Here is a 23,340-nt window from a genome sequence, read left to right as displayed (position 1 = left end):
ATGGGTGGGTGGGCAGCGGTCGGTCCTAGGCATGGCGGTGCACGGGCGGCCGGCTGTGGGGTCCGGGGGCGGGGGGATCGACCGGAACGTAGGTGCGCGCGCACTCAAGGGTCAAGAGGTCTACACCAATTAAATCGAAAATCCCTGGTGAGAGGGCTGAGGAGAAGATTGAAACGTTCCTATTGGTCTAGTCCAATACGAATGTCGCCGGATGGGGGCGGGGTGGTGGTCGCGCCGGGCGAGTGACGCATTTCATGTGCGGGCCCCTGTGCGCCCAACTGGCCTGCCCCGCCGCGGAGATGGCGGAAAGTGCGGCGCCGGCGGCCTTCGCGGTGCCTCCGAGCTGGGAGATTGCGCGATCCGGAGCGTTCGCCGGGCGGGCTTGCGGGAGCTAAGGTATTCGAACGAACGTACGAGAGAACCGGTCGGGATAAAAGTCCGAAATGGGGTGGAGCGATGGAGGTGCGGCATGGTGGGCTTCGCCCACGTGCACGTCGCGTCCGGTTACTCCGCCCGCTACGGCGCCGCCCATCCCGAACACCTCGTCCGGCGCGCCGCCGAGCGCGGCATGGGAGCCCTCGCGCTGACCGACCGGGACACCGTCACCGGTGCCGTCCGGTTCGTACGGGCCTGCGCAGAGGCCGGGGTCAGGCCGGTGCTGGGGGTCGATCTGGCGGTGGCGGGCGTGGCGCCGCCGCCGCCCGCGCTGCGGCGGCGTACCCCGGCGCGGGGCGGTGGCCACGTGGTCGAGCCGCCGCTGCGGTTCGTGCTGCTCGCACGGGGCAGGGCGGGGTGGGCGCGGCTGTGCCGCATCGTGTCCGCCGCCCACGCGGGTGCGACCGGCGGCAGCCCGCCGGTGGTGCCGTGGCAGGCGCTGCGCGAGCACGGCGGCCCCGGCCTGGTCGCCCTGCTCGGGCCGCTCTCGGAGCCGGTGCGGGCGCTGGCGGTGGGGCGGGAGGACGTCGCGGCGAGGCTGCTGGCGCCGTGGCGGGAGGTCTTCGGGGCCGGGCTCCGGCTGGAGGCCGTCGCCCACAAGCGCGCGGGGCTCGGCCCCGGGTCGCTGCGCCTCGCCGCCCGCACCCTGGCGCTGGGCGACCGCACGGACACCACCGTCGTGCTCTCCAACGCCGTCCGCTACGCCGACCCCGGCCAGCACCGGCTCGCGGACGTCCTGGACGCCGCGCGGCTGCTGCGGCCGATCGACTGGCGCCGGCTGGACAGCGGGCAGCGCTGGCTCAAGGACGAGCGGGCGATGGCGGCGGTCGCGCGGCTGGTCGCCGAGTGCGCGGGAGCGGATGTACGGCGCGCACGCCGCCTGATGGCGGACACCGCCGCGACGGCCGCCGCGTGCACGATCGACCCCGGGGCGGACCTCGGACTGGGGCGGCCGCACTTCCCGGAGCCGGCGCTCTTCGGCGCCGGACCCGGGGCGGACGGCGCCGCGCGGCTGCTGCGCCGGCAGTGCGAGGCAGGCATGGCCCGGCGCGGCCTCGACCGCGACCCCGAGGCCCGTACCCGACTGGACGAGGAGCTGAAAGCGATCTCCACGCTCCGCTACGACTCGTACTTCCTCGCCGTCGGCCAGGTCGTGGCCGACATCCGGGCCAAGGGCATCCGGGTCGCGGCCCGCGGTTCCGGCGCCGGCTCGCTGGTCTGCCACGTCCTGGACATCGCCACGGCCAACCCCCTCGACCACCGGCTGCTGTTCGAGCGCTTCCTGAGCGTACGGCGCAAGTCGCTGCCCGACATCGACATCGACGTGGAGTCGGCCCGCCGGCTGGAGTGCTACGACGTGATCTTCGACCGGTTCGGCAAGGAACGGGTGGCGGTCACCGCGATGCCCGAGACCTACCGGGCCCGCAGGGCGCTGCGGGACGCCGGTCTCGCCCTCGGCATCGCGCCCGCCGACGTCGACCGGATCGCCAAGAGCTTCCCGCACCTGCGGGCCGCCGACATCACCGGCGCCCTCGCCGAACTGCCCGAGCTGCGGCAACTGGCCGCCGAGGCGCACCGGTACGGCCCGCTGTGGGAGCTCGCGGAAGGTCTCGACGCCCTCGTCCACGGCATGGCCATGCACCCGTGCGGCGTGGTCATCAGCGACGCCACCCTCCTGGACCGGCTGCCGGTGCAGCCCACCCCGCAGGGCGACTACCCCATGGCCATGGCCGCGAAGGAGGAGATCGAGGACCTCGGCAACATCAAACTCGACGTCCTGGGCGTACGCATGCAGTCCGCGATGGCCCACGCCGTCGCCGAGATCGCCCAGGCCACGGGCAGCCACATCGACCTGGACGACCCCGAGCAGGTGCCGCTCGACGACGTCTTCGCGTTCAAGCTCATCCAGGACAGCGAGACCCTGGGCCTGTTCCAACTGGAGTCCCCCGGCCAGCAGGACCTGCTCTCCCGGCTCAAGCCCCGCGACCCGCAGGACGTCATCGCGGACATCAGCCTCTTCCGTCCGGGACCGGTCGCCGGCGGCATGCCCGAGCGCTACGTCGCCGCCCGCCACGGCGGCGCACCCGAGTACGCCCATCCGGACCTCGAACCGGTGCTCTCCGACACGTACGGCGTGACCATCTGGCACGAGCAGATCATCGAGACCTTCCGGGTGATGACCGGATGCGACCGGGCCCTGGGGGAGATCGCCCGGCGCGCGCTCGGGGACGAGGACCGGCTGCCCGGGATCAGGGACTGGTTCCACCGGCAGGCGCGGGCGCGCGGCTACACCACGGCCGTACGGGACGAGGTCTGGAAGACCGTCGCGGCCTTCGGCGCCTACGGCTTCTGCCGGGCCCACGCGGTCGCGTTCGCCGTCCCCGCGCTGCAGAGCGCCTGGCTCAAGGCGCACTACCCGGCGTTCCTGCTGGCCGGCCTCCTCGAACACGACCCCGGCATGTGGCCCAAGCGCGTCCTCGTCTCCGACGCCCGCCGGCGCGGCGTCCCCCTCCTGCCCGTCGACATCAACCGCTCCAAGGTGAAGCACACCGTGGAGAAGAGCGACACGGACCGGTGGGGGGTGCGGCTCGCGCTGGCCGCGGTGCACGGCATCAGCGAGGACGAGGGCGTACGGATCGAGGAGGGGCAGCCCTACGCGTCGCTGTCGGACTTCTGGCAGCGGGCCCGGCCCAGCAGGCCGGTCGCCGAGCGACTGGCCCGGATCGGAGCCCTCGACGGCCTCGACGGCCTCGGCGGTCCCGGCGGCCCCGATGACGGCCGCGCCACCCGCCGCGACCTCCTCCTCCAGATCGACGAGCTGCACCGGCAGTCCCGGGCCCGCTTCGCGGCTGACGGCCAACTGCCCCTCGGCGCGGACGCGGTCGGCGGTACGGAGCCGAGCGGACTGCCGGAGATGACCGGCCGCGAGACCCTGAGCGCCGAACTCGACACCCTCGGCATCGACGTCTCCAAGCACCTGATGGAACACCACCACCGGCTGCTGCGCGAGATCGGCGCGACCGACGCGGCCCACCTCGCCGGCCTGCGCCCCGGGCAGCAGGTGCTCGTCGCCGGCGTGCGGGCCTCCACCCAGACCCCGCCGATCGCCAGCGGCAAGCGCGTCATCTTCGTCACCCTGGAGGACGGCTCCGGCCTGGTCGACCTGGCGTTCTTCGAGGACTCCCACCCGGCCTGCGCGCACACCGTCTTCCACAGCGGTCTGCTGCTGGTCCGCGGCACGGTCCAGGTGCGCGGCACCCGCCGCACCGTCGTCGGCACCATGGCCTGGGACCTGGACCGGATCGCCGCCGCCCGCCGCGACGAAGGACCCGAGGCCGCGCTCGCCCTCCTCGGCGAGGACCGGCCGCACCCGACGCCCGCCCAGCCCGGCCGCACCCTGACCGACGGCACCGCGGGCGCCCGGCTGCACCCGTACGCCGACCTGCAGCCCGCCGGCAGCCGGTCGGCCGACCTGAAGAAGTTCGGCCACCGCAGCCCGGGGAGCGCGGGATGACCGCCCGCCGACGGCACATCGCGCACCTCCACCTGCACGTCTTGCCGAGCGAGGAGCAGTACGCGGACATCGTCGAGCTGATGGGCGGCGTCACGCCCCACGTCCAGGAGATGCCGCCGAACGCCGTACAGCTCGATCTGACGTCCGCGCTCCGGTACTTCGACCTGTCGGCCTACGACGCGGTCCAGCTCGTGAAGATGAGGCTGAAGGCCCTCTACGGCATCGACAGCAGCGCCGGACTCGCGGGCAACCGCATGCTCGCGGCCATGGCGGCCGACGCGTCCGCGCCCGGGGAGACCACCAGCGTGCCCACGGGGAGGGCGGCGGAGTGGCTGTACCCGCGCCCGGTCGCCGCCCTGCCCGGGGTCGGCCGCGCGACGGCGGAGAAGCTCGGCCGGTACGGCCTGCACACCGTCGGGCAGATCGCCGACCTGCCCGCGGTGACCCTGCAGCGGCTCCTCGGTGTCAGCCAGGCCCGCCTGCTCGGCGACCGCGCCCGCGGCTACGACCCGCGCCCGGTCACCCCCGCGGAACCGGCGGCGTCCCTGTCGGCGGAGCTGGTGCTGGACGCCGACTGCCTCGATCCCGTACGCCACCACAGAGCCGTTCTGGGACTCGCCGAGCGGATCGGCCAGCGGCTGCGCGGGGAGGGGCAGGTCGCCGGCCGCGTCACCCTCGTGGTGAGGTACGCCGACCGCAGCTCGACCACGCGGACCCGGGCCACCGCCGAACCCACCGACCACTCGCCCGCACTCGCCGCCACCGCCCTCGGCCTGCTGGCCGCCCTCGGGCTGCAGCGGGCCCGGGTACGGGCGTACGCGCTCCGCGCCGACCACCTGCTGCCGGCGGCCGGCGCGTACCGCCAGCTCTCGCTGGACCCCGGCGACGTCCGCGCCCGCCGTGCCGAGGCGGCCGCGGACCGGGCCCGGCGGCGCTTCGGCCCCGAGGCCGTCAGGCCCGCGACCCTGGCGGCGGCGGAGCCGCCGGCGGCGGGGTGGGAGGAGCGGCGGCGGGGCGGCTGACGGGCGCGGTCAGTCGCCCAGGGCGCGCTTGAGGACCTTGCCCATGTCGTTGCGGGGGAGGGCGTCGAGGAAGTGGATCTTACGGGGGCGCTTGTGCGGGGCCAGGTGGTCGGCCACGTACGACGACAGCTCCGCGGCGGGCGGCGCCGCACCGTCCGGGACCACCCAGGCGACGATGCGCTCGCCCAGGTCCGGGTCCGGCTCGGCGGTGACCGCCGCCTCGGCGACGGCCGGGTGCTCCAGCAGCGCGTTCTCGATCTCCCCGGCGCCGATCTTGTAGCCGCCGGACTTGATGAGGTCGGTGGCGCGGCGGCCGACGATGCGGAAGCGGCCGGCCGCGTCCCGTACGGCCATGTCGCCGGTGCGGAACCAGCCGTCGCGGAAGGCGGCCGCCGTCGCCTCGGGGCGGTTGAGGTAGCCGGTGAAGAGGTTCGGGCCGCGGACCTCGATCTCGCCGACCGCCTCCCCGTCGTACGCGGTGAGTTCGGCCCCCGCGTCGTCGACGAGCCGGGCGGCGACGGACGGCAGGGGCACGCCGACGCTGCCGGTGGCGTCCGGGTCGCCGGGGCGGACGCTGGTGTTCATCAGCGTCTCCGTCATGCCGTAGCGCTCCACGACCCGGCGGCCGGTCGCGGCGGTGAGCCGGCGGTGGTCGGCGACCGGCAGCGCGGCGGAGCCGGAGACCAGCAGCCGGGCGCGGGCGAGGGCGGCGGCCAGGGACGTACCGGACGGCGCCCCGGGGGCGGCCGCCTGCTCGGCGTCGAGGGCGTCGGCCAGCCGGTGGTACATCGTCGGCACCCCGAACAGCATCGTGCCGCCCGCGGCCAGCGCCGCCGCCACCGTCTCCGGCGCGAACCGCCCCACGTGGTGCACGGCGCCGCCGCGGCGCAGCGGGCCCAGCACGCCGAGGACCAGCCCGTGCACGTGGAACAGCGGCAGCGCGTGCACCACCGTGTCCCGTTCGGTCCAGCCCCAGACCTCCGCGAGGTCGTCGAGGGTCGCGGCCAGCGCGCGCTGCGGCAGGACGACACCCTTGGGCGGCCCGGTCGTGCCGGAGGTGTAGACGACGAGGCCGGGGGTGCCGGGGCCGGGGGAGACGGCGCCGGGCGGCGTGGGCGCGGGTGCGGTCGTGGGCCGGGGGGTCGCGGACTCGGGAGTCCCGGGGGTCACCGCCACGTCCACCCGCGCCACCCCCGCCAGCGCCTCCGGCAGCTCCGCCCCGGGCGCCGCGAGCACCAGCTCCGGTTCGCTGTCGGTCACGATGTGCGCCAGTTCCCGCACCCCGGTACGGGGGTTGAGCGGCACCACCGGGATGCCCGCCACCAGCGCCGTCGTCACCGCCACCGCGGTCGCGGGCTCCGGCGTCGCCCAGACCGCCACCCGCCGGGCGCCCGAGAGCCGCCGGGCGACGCCGTCGGCCGCTGCGGCCAGCTCGCCGTACGTCAGGACGGTGCCGCCGAAGCGCAGCGCGACCCGCTCCGGCGCGGCACGCAGCGCAGGGAACAGCTCCCACGCCTTCTCCGCCCCGGCCGCCGCCTGCGCCGCCCCGGACTCCCGCGACTCTTCCGTCTCCCGCATCCCCACGATGCCTTCCTCCCCCTCAGCCCCGCGCCGCACCCTGTTGCCGCGCCTCCGCGGAGGGCACCGTAACCCGTAGCCGCGACCCGCGGCCTCGCGCATGCGGAAACGCCGCGCCGCCCGTACGGGCCGTATCGGCCCTTCGGGCGGCGCGGCGTCCCCGGTCCCCGGTGCGGCGGCCCTCAGCCCAGCGGCCGGAAGCGCCGCAGCCGGAGGCTGTTGGCGACCACCGAGACGGAGGAGAAGGCCATCGCCGCGCCCGCGAGCATCGGGTTGAGCAGGCCCGCGGCGGCGAGGGGGAGGGCGGCGGTGTTGTAGCCGAACGCCCAGCCGAGGTTGGTCTTGATGGTGGACAGGGTGGAGCGGGCGAGCCGGATGGCGTCCGGTGCGGCCCGCAGGTCGCCGGTGACCAGGGTGAGGTCGGCGGCCTCGATCGCGGCGTCGGTGCCGGTGCCGATGGCCAGGCCCAGGTCGGCCTGGGCGAGGGCGGCGGCGTCGTTGACGCCGTCCCCGACCATCGCGACCGTACGGCCCTCCGCCTGCAGCCGCTTGACCGCGTCGACCTTGTCCTCGGGGAGGACTTCCGCGATGACCTCGTCGATGCCGACCTCGGCGGCGACGGTCTTCGCGACGGCCGTGTTGTCGCCGGTGAGCAGGATCGGGGTCAGCCCCAGGTCCCGCAGCCGCTTGATGGCCTGCGCGCTGGTGGGCTTGACCGCGTCGGCGACTTCGAGCAGGGCGCGGGCCTCGCCGTCCCAGGCGACCGCGATCGCGGTGCGCCCGGCCTGCTCGGACCGCTCCTTGGCCGCGGCGAGTTCGGCGGGCAGCGTGATCGCCCACTCCGCGAGGAACTGCTGCCGCCCGACGAGGACCGCGTGGCCCTCGACGATGCCCTGGACGCCGAGCCCGGGCACGTTGGCGAAGTCCTCGGGCACCGGCAGCGTACCGACGCGGTCGGTCGCCGCCGCGGCCACCGCCTGGGCGATGGGGTGCTCGGAGGCGTGCTCCAGCGCGCCCGCGAGGCGCAGCACCGTCTCCTCGTCCTCGCCGCCCGCGGTGTGCAGGGCGTGCAGGGTCATGGTGCCGGTGGTCACGGTGCCGGTCTTGTCCAGGACGACGGTGTCGACCTTGCGGGTCGACTCCAGCACCTCGGGGCCCTTGATGAGGATGCCGAGCTGCGCGCCGCGTCCGGTGCCGACCATGAGGGCGGTCGGGGTGGCCAGGCCGAGGGCGCAGGGGCAGGCGATGATCAGCACGGCGACCGCGGCGGTGAACGCGGCGGCGATCCCGTCGCCCGTACCGAGCCAGAAGCCCAGCGTCCCGAGGGACAGGGCGATGACGACGGGCACGAAGATGCCGGAGATCCGGTCGGCGAGCCGCTGCACGGCGGCCTTGCCGTTCTGGGCGTCCTCGACCAGGCGGGCCATCCGCGCCAGTTGGGTGTCCGAGCCGACCCGGGTGGCCTCCACGACCAGCCGGCCGCCGGCGTTGACGGTGGCGCCGGTGACGGCGTCGCCCACGGTGACCTCCACCGGCACGGACTCGCCGGTGAGCATGGAGGCGTCGACGGCGGAGGCGCCCTCGACGACGGTGCCGTCGGTGGCGATCTTCTCGCCGGGCCGGACCACGAAGTGGTCACCGACCGCGAGCCGGTCCACGGGCACCCGCTCCTCGCGGCCGTCCCGCAGCACCGCGACCTCCTTGGCGCCCAGCTCCATCAGCGCGCGCAGCGCCGCGCCCGCCTTCCGCTTGGACTTCGCCTCGAAGTACCGCCCGGCGAGGATGAACGTCGTCACGCCGGCCGCGGCTTCGAGGTAGATGTTGCCGGAGCCGTCGCCGCGGGCGATGGTCAGCTCGAAGGGGTGGGTCATGCCGGGCTCGCCCGCGGTGCCGAAGAACAGCGCCCACAGCGACCAGAGGAACGCCGCGATCGTACCGACCGAGATCAGCGTGTCCATGGTGGCGGCGCCGTGCCGCGCGTTGGTCCAGGCGGCCTTGTGGAACGGCCAGGCGCCCCAGACGACCACCGGCGCGGCCAGCGTGAGCGAGAGCCACTGCCAGTACTCGAACTGCAGGGCCGGGACCATGGCCATCGCGATCACCGGCACCGACAGCGCCAGGGAGCCGAAGAGCCGCTGGCGCAGCGTCCGCAGCTCGTCCGGCGGGTCCTGCCCGCCGGTGCCGTCCGCCGTGCCGTCGCCCGCCGCGGGTCCTGCGGGGGCGGGCGGTGCGGCGGTGTAACCGGTACGTTCGACGGTGGCGATCAGGTCGTCGACCGCCACGTCGTCGGCGAAGGTGACCTTGGCCTTTTCGGTGGCGTAGTTGACGGTGGCCTCGACGCCCTCCATGCGGTTGAGCTTCTTCTCGATCCGTGCGGCGCAGGAGGCGCAGGTCATGCCGCCGATCGCGAGTTCGACCTCGGCCGTCCTGCCAGGCGTGGTGGTGGTCATCACTGCTCCTCGTGGCTCGCTATACCCCCAGGGGGTATTAGATCCTTCGACACCATGTATACCCCTGACCCGTATCCGATGCAAGCGGGACCCTCGCTTGACTTTATACCCCCAGGGGGTATTGTCGCCAGTATCGAGGCCGGTCGCAGCGACGGGCCGACCGAGAGGAGCGAGCGATGAACACCGCAGCCAGGGCCGGACTCTTCGCAGGTGCGCTGGCCGTCGCGTTCGCCGGGGCGTACGGGGTCGGCAGCGCCGTGGGGCCCGTCACCGACGAGGACGCCGCCCCGGCCCACGGCGGACACGCCGCGGACGCGGGTGCGGGCGCAAAGGAAGAAGCGGGAAAGGACGCGGAAAAGAAGGGGGACGGGCACGGCGGCGGCCACGGCGAGGACGCGGGACCCGCCGCGGGCGGTCTCCAGCTCTCCGAGTCCGGCTACACGCTCGACCTGGACACCCGGCGGATCGACGCCCGCAGCCCCGCCGAGCTGCGCTTCACGGTGCGCGGCGCGGACGGCGAGCCCGTGACCTCGTACGAGCGGGAGCACGGCAAGGAGCTGCACCTGATCGTCGCCTCCCGCGACCTCGGTACGTACCGCCACCTCCACCCCGTCCGCGACGCCGACGGCACCTGGAGCACGCCCGTCGAGCTGCCCAAGGCCGGTGACTACCGCGTCTTCGCCGACTTCGTGCCCACCGGCGGCCCCGAGAACGGCCTGACCCTGGGCGGCGACCTCGCCGTCGCCGGCGACTACCGCCCGGCGGCGCTCGCCGAGCCGGAGCGGACGGCGACCGTCGACGGGTACGAGGTGACGCTGGACGGCGCCCTGACGCCGGGCTCCGCCCGCGAGGTGGAGTTCTCCGTCGAGAAGGACGGCAGGCCGGTCACCGACCTCCAGCCGTACCTCGGCGCGTACGGGCACCTCGTCGCGCTCCGCGCCGGTGACCTGGCGTACCTGCACGTCCACCCCAACGGCGAGCCCGGCGACGGCAGCACGGAGCCCGGCCCCGAGGTGGCCTTCTCCGCGACGGCGCCCAGCACCGGTTCGTACCGCCTGTTCCTCGACTTCAAGCACGACGGCGAGGTGCGCACCGCGGCCTTCACGGTCACCGCGGGCGGCGGCGCGGACGGGGCGAGCGAGCAGGGCGCGGACGGCGAGCAGGGTGCGGAGAGCGGGCCGGACGAGGCGGACGGCGGCGGTCACAGTCACTGACGGCCGTGGTAGACCTGCTGCATGCGCAGCAGGAAAGCTCTCGTACGCCGCCCCGGACCCCGTCTCGCCGAGGGCCTGGTCACGCACATCGACCGCACGCCGGTCGACGCGGACCGGGCCCTCGCCCAGTGGCGGTCCTACGTCGCCGCCCTCGAACTGCACGGCTGGGAGACCGCCGAGGTCGAGCCCGCAGACGACTGCCCGGACGCGGTCTTCGTCGAGGACGCGGTGGTGATGTACAAGAACGTCGCCCTCATCACCCGCCCCGGCGCCGACTCCCGCAAGCCGGAGACCCGCGGCGTCGAGGCGGCCGTGAGCCTCATGCGCTGCTCGGTGAACCGGGTCCACGCGCCCGGCACGCTCGACGGCGGTGACGTGCTCAAGGTCGGCGACACCATCTACGTGGGCCTCGGCGGGCGCACCAACACCGACGGCATCCGGCAGCTCCGCGCCTGCTTCGAACCGCTCGGCGCCCGCGTCGTCACCGTCCCGGTCACCAAGGTCCTGCACCTGAAGTCCGGCATCACCGCGCTGCCCGACGGCACCTTCGCCACCCACGCCGGGCTGATCGACACACCGGAGCTCTTCCCCGGCCGTATCGAGGTGCCGGAGGCCGCCGGGGCGCACGTCATCCTGCTGGGCGGCGGCGCGCTGCTGATGGCGGCGAGCGCGCCGCAGACGGCCGCGCTGTACGAGGAGCTGGGCTACACGCCGGTGCCGGTCGACATCAGCGAGTTCGAGAAGCTCGAAGGCTCGGTGACCTGCCTGTCGGTACGCATGCGCGGCCTGTACGCCTGAGCCGGCCGCGGCGGCGGCGGGGCGCTCCCGCCGCCGCCCGCGGGCTCAGCGGCTCTCCGCCGCCACCCGCAGCGGGTCGCGCGGGGTGCGGAAGGACTGGGGCAGGTCCGGGGGCGGGGTGAGGTGGCCGCCGAGGCGGCGGCCTGCGGCGACGGGGGCCCGGAGGGCCGTGGGCAGGCCGACTGACGCGCGTAGAGCCGAGGCCTGACGACGTACCCTGGCGGCCGCCACCTCACCCCCCGCGCCGCCCGCCGCCGCGTGCGCGGCGGCGAGCACGTCGAGCGTGCGCGACGTCCAGTACGGGGTGTCGAGGTGCCGCCAGATCGACAGCGCCTGCCGCGCCGTCGCCTTGGCCTCCGCCGGCCGGTGCGCGTGCAGCAGCAGATCCGCCTGCGCGCGCAGCGTCAGCGCCTCGCCGAACCGCTCGCCGAACCGCCGGTACGCCGCCAGGCTCTCGTCGAGCATCCGCTCCCCGCGCGCCGGCTCGCCGGCCACGTCCGTCAGATGCCCGAGCCACTGCAGCGCGTGCACCTCGCCGACCCGGTCGCCGCTCTCCACCGCCAGCTCGCAGCTCCGCAGCATCCGGGCCGCCGCGGCGTGCACGCGTCCGACGGCGAGGTCCGCGAGGCCGAGGTTGCGCTCGGCGGACGCCTCGCCGTGCCGGTAGCCGTCCTGCTGCGCGAGGGCCAGCGCCAGGTCGAACTCGCGCCGGGCGGCGACCGGTTCGCCGCACTCCAGATGGACGGTGCCGAGACCGCAGCGCGCGTACGCCTCGGACCGCACGTTGCCGCCCGCCCTGGCCCGCTCGATGCCGCGCCGCAGACAGGCGGCGGCCTGCGCGTACTGCCCGCGCAGCCGCAGCAGCACGCCGAGGCCCGCCGCGGCGGCGGACTCGGCCGGGTGGTGGCCGCCGGTGTCCGGACGGCCGTCGCGGGCCGGGGCGCGTGCCGGGTCGCGGGGGCGGTCGCCCGGCTTCGCGCGGGGGAGTGCGAGCGGGCGGTCCAGCGCCGCGAACTCCTTCAGCGACCGCTTGAACGCCACCACCGCCTCGCCGTAGTGGTCCTGCACGGTCTCCAGCTCGCCCAGGTTGCGGTGCAGGACGGCGACGCCGAGCCGGTCGCCGGCCGCGGTCGCGGCCGCCAGCGCCGTACGGTGCGTCTCGCGCCAGTCGTCGAAGTGCGCGGACGACTCGAAGAACGCCGCCAGCGCCGCCGCCAGCCGCCACGCGGTGCCCGCCTCGCCGGCGTCGGCCGCCTGGCGGACCAGGGCGCGCAGCGTGGTCCGTTCGGCCTCCAGCCAGGCCAGTGGCTCCGCCGCGACCCGGGCCGCCTCGGCCGCCGGAGGGCTGTGGCCGGGCGCCGGGACCTTGACGCGGCCGGAGAAGCCGGAGGACAGGGCGTCGTCGGCGCGGCGGGCGAGGTCGAGGTAGGCGGTGTGGACGCGGCCGAGCGCGGCGGCGCGTTCGGCGGGCGGCTCCTGGGCGTGGGCGCGCTCGCGGGCGTAGAGACGCAGGAGGTCGTGGAGGCGGTAGCGGGGTTCCGCGGCGGGTTCTGCGGCGTGGACCTCGACGAGGTGATTGTCGACGAGCGCGTCGAGGGACCGCTCGGCGAGGGCCGCGGGATCGGCCGGGTGCCGCTCGCCCTGCGCCGTGTCGCCTCCGGCCGCACCGTCTCCGCGTACACCGTCTCCGGCCTTACCGCCTCCGCCCGCACCGCCCGGCGCGTCGCCCAGCAGCGCCGCCACCACCCAGCCCGGCACCGTCGGCACGTCCAGCAGCCCCAGGAGCCGGAACGCCCGCTGCGCCGCCGGGTCGAGGGCCGCGTAGCCCAGCGTGACGCTGGCCCGCACCTCCAGGTCGCCCGCGACCAGCTCGTCCAGCCGCCGCCGCTCGTCGGCCAGCGCGTCCGCCAGCCGCGGCAGCGACAGGTGCCGCCGGGTCGCCAGCCGGGCGCCCGCGATGCGCAGCGCGAGCGGCAGGTTGCCGCACTGCGCCGCGATCCGCGCGGCGACCGCGGGGTCGCGGCGGGTACGGTCGTCGCCGGCCGCCCGCGCCAGCAGCTCCAGTGCCTCCGCGTCGCTGAGCAGGCCCAGCCCCACGCGCAGCGCGCCTTCGAGGCCGGCGAGGGCGGCGCGGCTGGTGACGAGCACGGCGCTGTCGCCGGTGCCGGGCAGCAGGGGGCGGATCTGCCGCTCGCAGCCCGCGTTGTCGAGGACGACGAGGACGCGGCGGTCGGCGAGTTCCGCGCGGTAGCGCCGGGCCCGCTCCTCCAGGCTCTCGGGGATGCCGGCGCCGGTCATGCCGAGGGTCTTGAGCAGGGAGGCCAGCACGTCGCCGGTGTCGGCCGGGTGGCCCGCCGCCGTCCGCAGGTCGGCGTGCAACTGGCCGTCGGGGAAGGCGTCGCGGAGCAGATGCGCCGCGTGCACCGCGAACGTGGACTTGCCGGCGCCCGCGACGCCGGTGACGAGGACCGTGCGCGGCGCGGGGTGACGCGCGTCGACCTGCGACGCGTCGAAGCCCGGGACCTCGCGGTCCGCCGCCCCCTCCGGCCGCCCCAGCCACCGCAGCACCTGCACCAACTGCTCCCGCCGTCCCACGAAGTCCGGGATGCGCGCCGGCAGCTGGCAGTACGCCGGCCGCTCCGCGGCCGCGGGCCGCGGCGCCGGCTCGCGGCCGCCCGCCAGCACCGCCGCGTGCACCTCCTGCAACTGCGCCCCCGGCTCCACGCCCAGCTCGTCCGCGAGCATCCGGCGGGCTCGCGCGTACGTGCGCAGCGCGTCCGAACGCCGCCCGGCGCGGTGCAGCGCCAGCATCAGCCGGCCCCACAGCGGCTCCCGCAGCGGGTGCTGCGCGAGCAGCGCGCCCAGCTCCGCGGCCAGTTCCGGGTGCCGGCCGACGGCCAGCTTCGCGTCGGCCAGGTCCTCCCAGGCCGTCAGCCGGTTCTCCTCGAGGCGCGCGGCCTCGGCCCGTACGGCATCGGTGGCCGGCACGTCGGCGAACGCCGGGCCGCGCCACAGCCCCAGCGCCTCGGTCAGCGTCTCCACGGCGGCGGCGGGGCGCCGGTCGGCCAACTCCGCGCGTCCGGCGGCGGCCAGGGTGGCGAAGCGGGCGGCGTCGGTGCCGTCGGGCTCGACGGCCAGCTCGTAGCCGCCGGGGCGGGTGTGTAACGCCTCCGGGTCGCCGCCCAGGGCGCGGCGCAGCCGGTGCACGTAGACCTGGAGGGACTTGGCGGCCGAATCCGGCACGTCGTCGCCCCACAGCTCGGCGATGAGCGCGTCGGCGGGGACGAACCGGCCCGCGTTGATGAGCAGATGGGCGAGCAGGGCACGCTGCTTCGCGGCGTTCAGCGTGATCCACCGCGTGCCGTTGCAGACGTCGAGCCTGCCGAGGACCCGATAGCGCATCACACCGTCCCCTGGTCACGGTCGTCGTGAGCTGCTTCGGCGTCACCATCCTTGTACTGGGCGGTACATGTCAAGGTCGCGTGGGTCCGGAGCGGAGCCAACCGCCTTGAGCTGCGACGATGCGAACCCCTTGAACGGAAGCACGGGCGCGGGGGACTTCTGCGGTCAGGCTCGAACCCCTGTTCGCCACCTACCCCGACGCCGACCGCGTGCTCCTGCCGCGCCGGCCCGTCATCCCCCCGTCGTAGAGACGACGGCACGGTCGTGACCACGCATCCGCTCTACGATGATCCGATGCGCCGGTCAGCAGATCCTTACTGGAACACCAACGTGGCCCGGCACCCGGGCATCCTGCGGTCGGTTCCGGAGGGGTGCGGCGACGCCCTGGACGTCGGCTGCGGGGACGGCCTGCTGGCCCGGAGGCTGTCCGGGCGGGCGAAGCACGTCACCGGGATCGGCACGTCGCCGGACACTTCGTCTGCTCGGTGACCACGATCCACCACATGTAATTCGACGCCGCCCTCATCCGCATGCGGGACCTGCTGCGGCCCGGCGGCTGATCGCGGCTGCGCCGATCGTACGGGTCACGAAGAGGCTCCGTAACGCCTACGGACCACAAGGGATGCCGGTCGCCGACCCACAGATGAGCTACGGACAGGTGCGGGCTGCCGCCCGGCGGCTGCTGCCTGGGGACGCGTCGGAACTGCCGCGGGGCTCGACACCCACGATGCGCCCCGCCGGGGGCACGGGGCCGCCGGCGGGGCCGGTGGGAAGAGTTCAGGACTGTTTGACACCGGTGAGCGCACCGTCGCGCTCCGCCCCGCTCGGACATGATCCGGTCGCCGACGCGGCCGGTGTGAGTTCGGCGCGGCCGAACAACAGGGCGTAGCCGGTGGGGAGCTGACGGAGGATGCGGGTTATCAGGTCGGGGCGGGCGTAGGCGGCGACGACGGAGAAGACGGAGCCGGCGTCCCAGCGGGTGGTCGCCAGGGAAGCGCCGGTGCCGGCGGCGAGGTCCTTGACGAAGGCCCAGCCGGTCAGCGGCTGGATGTCGGGGATCTGCGCGGTCAGCACGCGCGCGGCTTCCACGGGCAGGCAGCCGGCCAGGTCGACACGTTCCTCGCCGGTCAGTTGGCGCCCCAGTCCGGCCAGAACGAGGCGGACGGCTTCGTCGGCCCTCTCGCGGGTGGGGTAGGCGCCCTCGTAGCGGACCCTCTCCAGCATCTGCTCGTACGCCGTCCCGTACGGCTGCCGGGGCGGTGCGTGCCGGTCGGAGATCACTGGGGTGATTCGCCTTTCTGTGTGTGGCCGGTGCCCAGGCACCGGGCGTGCGGGATGGTCACGTGGCTCAGGACGGCCGAAGGGCAGGTCGTAGCCGGCGGGAGCCGGAGCAGGATCGCGCCTATGAGGTCTTCCTCGGCAGCGGCGGGCAGCAGGCGCTGACATCCCAGGCTGTGGTCTGTCCGGTGGCGCCCGTGATCCGCGCCGCGGTTGCGTGGACGAACCGACCTCGCGTCGCAGTGTCGCGGCGGCCGCCCCCGTCCGGCTGCGGACTGCTCACAGAGGTGCGGAGAGCGGGAGAGCGGCGTTCCGCTCTCCGCACCTCTCCGGCCGGTGATCAGCCGGGGATCTCCTTGCGGCCGGAGCCGATGGTGATCTTGCGGGGCTTGGCGCGCTCGGCGATCGGGATGCGCAGGGTGAGCACGCCCGCGTCGTAGTCGGCCTGGATGTGCTCGGTGTCGAGAGTGTCGGCGAGCATGACCTGGCGGGAGAAGACACCCAGCGGCCGTTCGGACAGCTCCATCTGCACATCGCCGGACTTCGCCACCGGGCGCCGCTCGGCCCTGACGGTGAGCATGTTCCGCTCGACTTTGATGTCGATCGCGTCCGCGGTGACGCCCGGGATGTCGAAGGCCACCAGGTACTCGTCGCCGTCGCGGTAGGCGTCCATCGGCATCGGCGACGGGCGGGACCAGGTACCCGGGCCCATGAGCTGCTGGGCCAGGCGGTCCAGCTCACGGAAGGGGTCAGTGCGCATCAACATCGTGAAAACACCTCCAGCAGGTTCAGGCAGTTGCTGCCAATGCGCCTCACTGACACCGTTGTAGCATGTCACCCCGCCATGGCCCTGCCCGCCCGGCCGACGGTGTACCTAACGACACCACCGGCCCGTGGCCCTGCACGGAACCTCCATGACCGCGGCGGGTGCCGCTTCACCGAGGAAGTGGCAACTGGAGCGCACAACCCGCAAACAGCGGCAATCAGTTGGCTGCGCGAGCCGCGCGATGGCTCGTCTATTCCAGCTTGTTCAGGTAGGCCTGCCCCTTTCTCTTGCCCGTCCTGCGGGTCCGCGTGATGTCCAGGAGCTTCGGGTTGACTTGCGCCTTGTCGTCGAAGGCGAGTTCCCACATCATCCTCCCGAAGGAAGGCGTGAATTTGGCAGCCCAGCCGCCCGCGCACACCACGTAGTGATCACGCCACGCACGCTTGTCGGCCGTGTCGGGATCCTCGCCCGCCGCCGTACGTGGGAGGCGTCCGAGGACGCTCATGTAGTCGTCGAAGGCGGCGTGCAGGCAGACCCCGGAGAAAGCAGGTTGCGGGTCGATCCCCACGCAGTGCTCTTTGACGAAGCGTGAGGCGTACCCGACGTCGACCGTGGTCGCCACCTGGCCAAGACCTTCTGCCCGGCGTTGTTTGAGTTCCTTGAGTGTCAACCTGTTCATGGTGGCGTCTTCCCAGCCCAGTTTGACCATGTTGTCCGGGCCCCACGGGACCGAAGGGAAGCCGTAGAACAGGTTGGACCGGCCGGTCTCCTTGTCCTCCGTGGCGAACTGGACCCACATTTTCGGGAACTGCTCGGACGGGACGGAATCCGGGTCGGTCGCGAAGTATTCGTAGACCATCTCCCAGACTTCGTAGTCGAGTTCGAGGCCGAGATTCTTCAGAATATCGTTGGTCCACACGCCGCAGGTGATGATGCACTTGTCGGCCGTCAGCTCTTGGCCGCCCTTGGGCACCCCGGACCCGCGGACCTTCACCCGCACCGCGGGGTCGCTCTTCTTCTTCGGCGTGTGCACCTCGTACACCTCGGCGTTGTCGAGGAAGAGGGAGCCGTGCCTGCCGTCGGCGAGCCGCCGCAACGCGCGCAGCGTCTCCGGCACGTTGATGACCCCGCAGTCGTCGTTCTCGTACCCGACCCACCGGTCACCTGGAATGAGGTTCCGCAGGTTCCTGAGGTTGTATTTCTTCTCGACCTGCTTCATCGACACATCTGTGACCTGCTTATTGCCCTTCCTGAGATTTTCCCTGGGCTTCTTGAGATCGCCCTGAGCCGCTGTGCCGTAGTGTTCGTCGCCGAAGTTCGCCTGCCCGGTCAGCCGGAGAAGCTCCACGCTCTTGCCGGTGTCCAGCCGGTACTCCTCCTCCAGTTCCTTCCAGAGATCTTTTGCCTGGTACGCCAGGACTTGCAGTTCGTACTCCGTGTACATCGTGCGGAACATCCGGATGAGGTCTCCGGAACTGCCGGACTGGTTGTAGAAGTTGGAGCGTTCGATCACAGCGACCCGCTTCCCGTTCCGGGCGCAGTTGTAGGCGGCGGAGAGGCCGAGAAGACCGCCCCCGATGACGATCACATCAAAACGAAGGGGCTTTTTCTTCCGGCTGTCGGCGGTCGTCATTTATGCGACTCCTTCCCTCGAACTCCTTTGCGGGGCAACGGTACGCAGCCTTTTGCCCGCCTCGGCTCGCAGTCGGTTCTGTGTTCCGCCGCGGTCCGCGGAAAACACCTGAATGGAAGGCAAGGGGTTCAAGTCTGGGACAGGGAGTACACGCCTGCCGAAGCCCATAGGAGGGCCTGTGGAGTATTCGCAGCGCAGGGGAGCGCGCGGAATTCCCTTCCGTGGATGCTTGGGTGTGCTGCGTTCGCCGGGCGTGGCCAGCACCTCGAAGGTCGCCCCGGGACGTCCCCTGGCAGGCAGCGGCGGCGCAACCGTCGCGCAACCGCCGCGCTCCGGTCATCGCGTAGACACGTGCCGCAGTGCCGTCCCGCGACCGGAGCCCGCACGGAGTTCCCGGAACCCCACCCCAGTAGGAGAGCGATTCGCGATGTCACTCAGCCGTACGGGGTCCTGGCGCCCCCTGCTCGCCGGCCTGGCGGCCCTCGTCACCCTCGGCGGGCTCACCGCCGCGGGCCCGGCCGCCGCCGCACCCCCGCCCGACACCGGCAGAACCGTCGACTACCGCGGTTACGAGGTCACCGTCCCGGCCGGCTGGCGGGTCGTCGACCTCGCCGCCGACCCGGGCGCGTGCATCCGCTTCGACCGCCCCGCCGTCTACCTCGGCGAGCCCGGCGACCAGAGTTCCTGCCCGCCGGGGCTCAAGGGCCGTACCGCCGGGCTCGTCGTGGAGCCGATCGACGCCGGGGCCGCGCGGCAGGCCACCGCGGCCACCGCCGTCGCCCCGCGCGGCAGCGCGACGGCGCCCGCGGCGAAGTCCCGCGACGGCGCGATCCAGGTGGCCGTCGAGGACGCGGGCGTCCTGGTCACCGCCGCGCACGGCCCCGCGACCGAGGACCTGGTACGCGACGTCCTCGCCGGCGCCGAGCTGACTGCCCGCGCCGAGCGCACCGAACTGCCCGCCGCCGGCGCCGCGTCCGGGGGCGCCGCCGCGCCGATGGCCGCCGCGGGGCCGCAGCCCGGCGACTTCCGCGGCCAGGGCTTCGACGCCTGCGCCGCGCCGTCGCAGACCGCGATGGACGCCTGGCTCGCCGGCTCCCCGTACCGCGCCGTGGGCGTCTACATCTCCGGCGCCACCCGCGCCTGCGCGCAGCCCAACCTCACCGCAAGCTGGGTGACGGACCAGACGGACAAGGGCTGGCACCTCATCCCCATCGACGTCGGCCGCCAGGCGCCCTGCAGCAGCTTCTCCAACAAGATGTCGTCCGACCCCGTCACCGCCCGCGCCCAGGGCGTCAGCGCCGCCAACGCCTCGGTGACCGCCGCCCAGAGCCTCGGCATCCCGGCGGGCAGCGCGCTCTACTCCGACATCGAGGGCTACACCTCCACCGCCTCCTGCAAGGCCGCGGTCATGAGCTACGTCTCCGGCTGGACCGAGGGCCTGCACGCCAAGGGCTACCTCTCCGGTCTGTACTCCAGCGCCTCCTCCGGCATCCGGGACGCGGCCAGCGTCTACGACGACGCCCGCTACCTGCGCGTGGACCACCTGTGGTTCGCGTGGTGGAACGGCGTCGCCGACACCGACGCAGGATCGTACGTCCCGGACTCCTACTGGGCCGGCCACCAGCGCATCCACCAGTACGTCGGCGAGGTCTACGAGACGTACGGCGGCCAGCGACTGCACATCGACCGCAACTTCCTCGACGTCGGCAAGGGCACCCCGCCGCCCGTCACCTGCACCACCGCCAACCTGAGCTTCAACGCCTACGGAACCATCCGCTCCGGCTCGACGGGCGCCCTGGTCGACGCCGCCCAGTGCCTCCTGGAGGCCGCAGGACACGACCCCGGAGGCGCCACCCCGACCGGCACCTTCGACGCCGGCACCGTCACCGCCACGAAGGCGTTCCAGACCGCCAGGGGCCTGACCGCGGACGGCGTCATCGGCCCCCGCACCTGGACCGCGCTGCTGGCCCGTGGCACCACGCCCACCCTGCAGAACGGCTCCACCGGCGACGCCGTCACCCGGCTCCAGCGGGCGCTGACCGCCGCGCTCGGCCGCACCGTCGGCATCGACGGCATCTTCGGCTCCGGTACGCAGACGGCCGTACGCGACTACCAGACCAGCCGCGGGCTCGGCGTGGACGGCATCGTCGGCCCGGCGACCTGGGGCGCGCTCCAAGCAGGCAAGTGACCGGCGATTCCGCGGAGGAGAACGCGATGAAGAAGATGAAGAAACGGAAGAACAGACCGCTGTTCCGGCTGGCCGCGCTGGTCGCCACCGTGGCCGCCCTGCTCCTGGGCCTCGGCTCGCCGGCGTACGCGTACCCGCAGGCCGCCTTCCCGACGCAGAGCAGCGGCAACAGGGGCACCGACGTCCTCGCGCTGCAGCACCTGCTGACCGGACAGGGCATCTCGGTCTCGCCCGACGGGGTGTTCGGCCCCGCCACGAACACCGCGGTGCGCCAGTTCCAGACCGCCAAGGGCCTCGGCGTCGACGGCATCGCAGGACCGCAGACCTGGGGCGCGCTGACTCCGACGATCCGTCAGGGCGACACCGGCGGGGCCGTCAGGGCCCTCCAGGCCGCGCTCAACGCCAAGCGCGGCGCCGGGCTCACGGTCAGCGGCACCTTCGACGCCGCCACGACCGCGGCCGTACGCACCTTCCAGGGCCACGCCGGCATCGGCGTGGACGGCATCGTCGGCCCCGTCACCTGGAAGAACCTGCTCTGGCACTACGAGAACACCAGCTTCGGCAGCACGATGTGCGGCCAGAGCCCGGACGGCAACGCGAACGCCCACTGGGGCACCTCCGCCGCCGTCGCCCAACTGGAGGCCGCCGCGGCCTCCTTCGCGGGCACGGGCAACGGCAAGCTGCCGGTCGGTGACAGCGGGTTCGAGCACGGCGGCGACATCCCGGGCCACGCCAGCCACGAGCTGGGGCTCGACTTCGACGTCTGGCCGATCCGCACGGACTCGGCCCAGTGCACCGCCGGGCGGATCACCTGGCAGTCGGCCGCGTACGACCGCGCGGCGACCCGCGAACTGGTCAAGGCGATCCGCGCCTCGGCCCCCGGGCACATCAAGCTGATCTTCTTCAACGATCCGCAGTTGATCTCCGAGGGCCTGGTCACGCAGTACGCCAACCACGACAACCACCTGCACGTGCGCTACTGCGAGGCGGTCCACGGGAACGCGCTCTACGACTGCTGAGCGCCAAGCCGGTGTCAGTGGCGGCTGCGAGGATCGGCGCATGAGTGCAGAAGTGACCGACGGCGCACCGCGAGAGCGCGTGGCCCGGCTGGAGCGGCCCGACCGCCACCGGGAGATCGTGGACGTGCACCTGCTGCTCCTCCGGCGCGCCCCCGCGCCGGAGGTGCTGCTCGCCCGCCGGGCCGGCACGGGCTATGCGGACGGCCTGCTGAACATGCCCAGCGGCCATCTGGAGGACGGCGAGGACGTACGGTCCGGGGTGCTGCGCGAGGCCGCCGAGGAGATCGGGCTCGTGCTCACCCCGGAGCAGGTCGCGGTGGCGCTGGTCATGCAGCACAAGCCGCCGGCGGGCCGGTCCAGGATGGGGTGGTTCTTCGCCGCGGAACTGCCGCCCGGCGCCCGGGTGGTGAACGCGGAGCCGGACAAGTGCGCGGAAATCGGCTGGTATCCGCTGGATGCGCTTCCGGACGACCTGGTGGCGTCGTGCCGGGTGGGGCTTGAGGCGTACCGGGCGGGGGAGCGGTTCGTCGTGCACTGGCACGAGGCGGACGACCCCCTCGCGTACGACCCGGGGATACCGGACCGGGCGGTGGTGCTGCCGCAGACGGCGGGCCCGCCGTGACGCCGGGCGGGGACGTCAGAGGTCCTTGAGGCAGCGCAGCTCGGTCAGGAACGGCTCGTAGCCGAACCAGCGGTTGATGGCGAGCATCGGCTCGTTGCCGCTGTCGTTGCCCGTGAACGCGTCGGTGTACCCGGCCGCCTGCGCCCGCCGCAGCGACTCGTGCTTGGCGAGCTTCGCCAGCCCCCGGCCGCGGAACCCCCGGCGGCTCCCGGTCATCCCGGACAGATACCGCGTGCGCCCGTCGGTCTCCGCCAGGCTGAACGCCGCCACCTGGCCGTCGACCAGGGCGGCGATCGTCAGGTCGTGGTCCAGCAGCGGCTCGCGCCAGGTGTGGTCGAGCCAGTGCTCGTACGACATGGCGTCGGCCGGCGTGTCGCTCGGCTCGTCCAGCGCCGCCTCCGCGTCCGCCTCGTAGAGCGGCCGGGGATCGTCGAAGTCCGCGAAGGCGCGCAGTTCCACGCCCGCGGCCGGCTCGCGCCGCGGCGGCAGGGCGGCGCGCAGGTCGAGGTGGAGGATCCGGCCGGTACGCCCCCGGCGGTAGCCGCGCCGCTCGGCGAAGCCGAGGTCGCGCTCCGTGTCGTACACCCAGGTGTAGACCGTGGTCACGTCCTGCGCGGCGAGATGCGCCTCGGCCGCCGCGACGAGCGCGCTGCCGGCGCCGCGGCCGGTGTGCCCGGGGTGCACGTGCGGCTGCGCGATGCCCTGCCCCGGGGTGCTGCTGTCGTACTGGACGAACGCCTCGCACTCGCCGACGACCTGCCCGCCGACCTCGGCGACCAGCGCCCGCAGCCGCTTCTCCGGCGGCGCGGACGCCGCGCTCCAGCGGACGGACTCGGGGGTGGTGACGAGGAACGGCACCGCCGCACGCTTCACCTCGGCGACGGCGTCGGCGTCCTCGGGGCGGAAGGCGCGTACGAGCACACTCATGGCGCCGCACCGTACGGTGACGGGGGTGCCGCTGTCGTGCGAATTTCGCCCCGCGGACCACAATGAGTCCGTGACCATCCAGATTTTCGTCGACCAGCAGGCGCCCGAGGCACCGTACGAGCAGGTGCGCGCCCAGATCTCCGCCCAGGCCCGCGGTGGCGTGCTCCCGGCCGGCACCAAGCTGCCCACCGTCCGGGGCCTCGCCGAGCAGTTGGGCCTCGCCCCGAACACCGTCGCCAAGGCGTACCGCGCGCTGGAGAGCGACGGGGTGATCGAGACCCGCGGCCGGCACGGCAGCTACGTGGCCGCCGCAGGCGACGCCGCACAGCGCGAGGCGGCCGCGGCCGCACAGGTGTACGCGCAGCGGGCGCAGCGCCTCGGACTCGACCACGGAACCGCGCTGACCGCGGTGGAAGAGGCGCTGCGCGCCGCCTACGCCGGCGCGTAGGACCCCACCGGGCTCGGGACCCGGTCCGGGTCCTCGGGGGTACACG

14 protein-coding genes and 2 pseudogenes are annotated in these 23,340 nt (G+C 73.9%); 9 read left to right on the top strand and 7 right to left on the bottom strand.

All coding sequences use genetic code 11. The features are described 5' to 3' along the window. The first annotated feature begins 469 nt into the window (after positions 1-469). The gene (locus OG946_RS05960) at positions 470-3,949 is read left to right on the top strand and encodes a DNA polymerase III subunit alpha (protein WP_326795100.1); all 3,480 of its coding nucleotides are present in this window, start codon (positions 470-472) and stop codon (positions 3,947-3,949) included. After that, positions 3,946-4,971, top strand: a complete 1,026-nt coding sequence (locus OG946_RS05955; protein ID WP_326795099.1) for a DNA polymerase Y family protein — start codon at positions 3,946-3,948, stop codon at positions 4,969-4,971. The genes OG946_RS05960 and OG946_RS05955 overlap by 4 nt, the downstream gene beginning before the upstream one ends. A 9-nt stretch (positions 4,972-4,980) precedes the next feature. On the opposite strand, the gene OG946_RS05950 is transcribed toward OG946_RS05955, so the two are convergent. Together OG946_RS05950 and OG946_RS05945 are read right to left on the bottom strand one after the other, a co-directional pair. Next, positions 4,981-6,549: an AMP-binding protein gene (locus OG946_RS05950; RefSeq protein WP_326795098.1), complete on the bottom strand. Its 1,569-nt coding sequence runs from the start codon at positions 6,547-6,549 to the stop codon at positions 4,981-4,983. Positions 6,550-6,731: 182 nt separating this feature from the next. Further along, positions 6,732-8,999 (bottom strand): heavy metal translocating P-type ATPase, encoded by a 2,268-nt coding sequence (locus OG946_RS05945; protein ID WP_326795097.1) that lies wholly within the window; start codon positions 8,997-8,999, stop codon positions 6,732-6,734. Positions 9,000-9,175: 176 nt separating this feature from the next. On the opposite strand from OG946_RS05945, the gene OG946_RS05940 reads away from it, so the two are divergent. Then, positions 9,176-10,213 carry a hypothetical protein gene (locus OG946_RS05940; RefSeq protein ID WP_326795096.1) on the top strand — a complete coding sequence of 346 codons (1,038 nt, stop codon included), beginning with the start codon at positions 9,176-9,178 and terminating at the stop codon, positions 10,211-10,213. A gap of 21 nt (positions 10,214-10,234) precedes the next feature. Then, a complete protein-coding gene (gene ddaH / locus OG946_RS05935) occupies positions 10,235-11,011 on the top strand; it encodes a dimethylargininase (RefSeq protein WP_326795095.1) in 777 nt (258 codons plus the stop codon). 45 nt (positions 11,012-11,056) lie between these two features. Here the strand turns inward: ddaH and OG946_RS05930 are convergent, their stop codons facing one another. Continuing rightward, on the bottom strand, positions 11,057-14,413 hold the full coding sequence (locus OG946_RS05930) for an AfsR/SARP family transcriptional regulator (RefSeq protein ID WP_326795094.1): 3,357 nt from the start codon (positions 14,411-14,413) through the stop codon (positions 11,057-11,059). Between the two features lie 294 nt (positions 14,414-14,707). Here OG946_RS05930 and OG946_RS05925 point away from each other — a divergent pair, with 294 nt between their 5' ends. After that, positions 14,708-14,902 carry a hypothetical protein gene (locus OG946_RS05925; protein ID WP_326795093.1) on the top strand — a complete coding sequence of 65 codons (195 nt, stop codon included), beginning with the start codon at positions 14,708-14,710 and terminating at the stop codon, positions 14,900-14,902. 357 nt (positions 14,903-15,259) lie between these two features. Here OG946_RS05925 and OG946_RS05920 read toward each other — a convergent pair. The 3 genes and pseudogenes from OG946_RS05920 to OG946_RS05910 all read right to left on the bottom strand — a co-directional run. After that, positions 15,260-15,694, bottom strand: a pseudogene (locus OG946_RS05920) (DUF2267 domain-containing protein); the annotation flags it as partial. Between the two features lie 337 nt (positions 15,695-16,031). After that, positions 16,032-16,457 carry an Hsp20/alpha crystallin family protein gene (locus tag OG946_RS05915; protein WP_326795091.1) on the bottom strand — a complete coding sequence of 142 codons (426 nt, stop codon included), beginning with the start codon at positions 16,455-16,457 and terminating at the stop codon, positions 16,032-16,034. 250 nt (positions 16,458-16,707) lie between these two features. Further along, positions 16,708-18,090, bottom strand: a complete 1,383-nt coding sequence (locus OG946_RS05910; RefSeq protein ID WP_326795090.1) for an FAD-dependent oxidoreductase — start codon at positions 18,088-18,090, stop codon at positions 16,708-16,710. 427 nt (positions 18,091-18,517) lie between these two features. Here OG946_RS05910 and OG946_RS05905 point away from each other — a divergent pair, with 427 nt between their 5' ends. From OG946_RS05905 to OG946_RS05895, 3 genes and pseudogenes are all read left to right on the top strand, one after another. Next, the gene (locus OG946_RS05905; RefSeq protein WP_326795089.1) at positions 18,518-20,278 is read left to right on the top strand and encodes a glycoside hydrolase domain-containing protein; all 1,761 of its coding nucleotides are present in this window, start codon (positions 18,518-18,520) and stop codon (positions 20,276-20,278) included. Positions 20,279-20,304: 26 nt separating this feature from the next. Next, complete coding sequence (locus OG946_RS05900) at positions 20,305-21,297, top strand: penicillin-insensitive murein endopeptidase (protein ID WP_326795088.1); 993 nt, start codon at positions 20,305-20,307, stop codon at positions 21,295-21,297. A 76-nt stretch (positions 21,298-21,373) separates the two neighbouring features. Continuing rightward, positions 21,374-21,919, top strand: a pseudogene (locus tag OG946_RS05895) (NUDIX hydrolase); the annotation flags it as partial. 15 nt (positions 21,920-21,934) lie between these two features. On the opposite strand, the gene OG946_RS05890 reads toward OG946_RS05895, so the two are convergent. Next, complete coding sequence (locus OG946_RS05890; protein ID WP_326800155.1) at positions 21,935-22,840, bottom strand: GNAT family N-acetyltransferase; 906 nt, start codon at positions 22,838-22,840, stop codon at positions 21,935-21,937. Between the two features lie 76 nt (positions 22,841-22,916). On the opposite strand from OG946_RS05890, the gene OG946_RS05885 reads away from it, so the two are divergent. Beyond that, a complete protein-coding gene (locus OG946_RS05885; protein ID WP_101425325.1) occupies positions 22,917-23,294 on the top strand; it encodes a GntR family transcriptional regulator in 378 nt (125 codons plus the stop codon). Positions 23,295-23,340 lie beyond the last annotated feature (46 nt).

The sequence above is a fragment of the Streptomyces sp. NBC_01808 genome, from assembly GCF_035917395.1.
In the GTDB taxonomy this organism is placed as follows: Bacteria; Actinomycetota; Actinomycetes; order Streptomycetales; family Streptomycetaceae; genus Streptomyces.
Note: the sequence above shows the minus strand (reverse complement) of the source record. Positions and strands in the feature narration are given on the sequence as shown.

Bases quoted from the DNA above. Each gene is read 5' to 3' on its own strand.
- OG946_RS05900 (WP_326795088.1), top strand. From the start codon at position 20,305: ATGAAGAAGATGAAGAAACGGAAGAACAGACCGCTGTTCCGGCTGGCC.
- OG946_RS05955 (WP_326795099.1), top strand. From the start codon at position 3,946: ATGACCGCCCGCCGACGGCACATCGCGCACCTCCACCTGCACGTCTTG.
- OG946_RS05915 (WP_326795091.1), bottom strand. From the start codon at position 16,457: ATGTTGATGCGCACTGACCCCTTCCGTGAGCTGGACCGCCTGGCCCAG.
- OG946_RS05960 (WP_326795100.1), top strand. From the start codon at position 470: ATGGTGGGCTTCGCCCACGTGCACGTCGCGTCCGGTTACTCCGCCCGC.
- OG946_RS05910 (WP_326795090.1), bottom strand. From the start codon at position 18,090: ATGACGACCGCCGACAGCCGGAAGAAAAAGCCCCTTCGTTTTGATGTG.
- OG946_RS05950 (WP_326795098.1), bottom strand. From the start codon at position 6,549: ATGCGGGAGACGGAAGAGTCGCGGGAGTCCGGGGCGGCGCAGGCGGCG.
- OG946_RS05940 (WP_326795096.1), top strand. From the start codon at position 9,176: ATGAACACCGCAGCCAGGGCCGGACTCTTCGCAGGTGCGCTGGCCGTC.
- OG946_RS05925 (WP_326795093.1), top strand. From the start codon at position 14,708: ATGCGCCGGTCAGCAGATCCTTACTGGAACACCAACGTGGCCCGGCAC.
- ddaH (WP_326795095.1), top strand. From the start codon at position 10,235: ATGCGCAGCAGGAAAGCTCTCGTACGCCGCCCCGGACCCCGTCTCGCC.
- OG946_RS05930 (WP_326795094.1), bottom strand. From the start codon at position 14,413: ATGCGCTATCGGGTCCTCGGCAGGCTCGACGTCTGCAACGGCACGCGG.
- OG946_RS05945 (WP_326795097.1), bottom strand. From the start codon at position 8,999: ATGACCACCACCACGCCTGGCAGGACGGCCGAGGTCGAACTCGCGATC.
- OG946_RS05905 (WP_326795089.1), top strand. From the start codon at position 18,518: ATGTCACTCAGCCGTACGGGGTCCTGGCGCCCCCTGCTCGCCGGCCTG.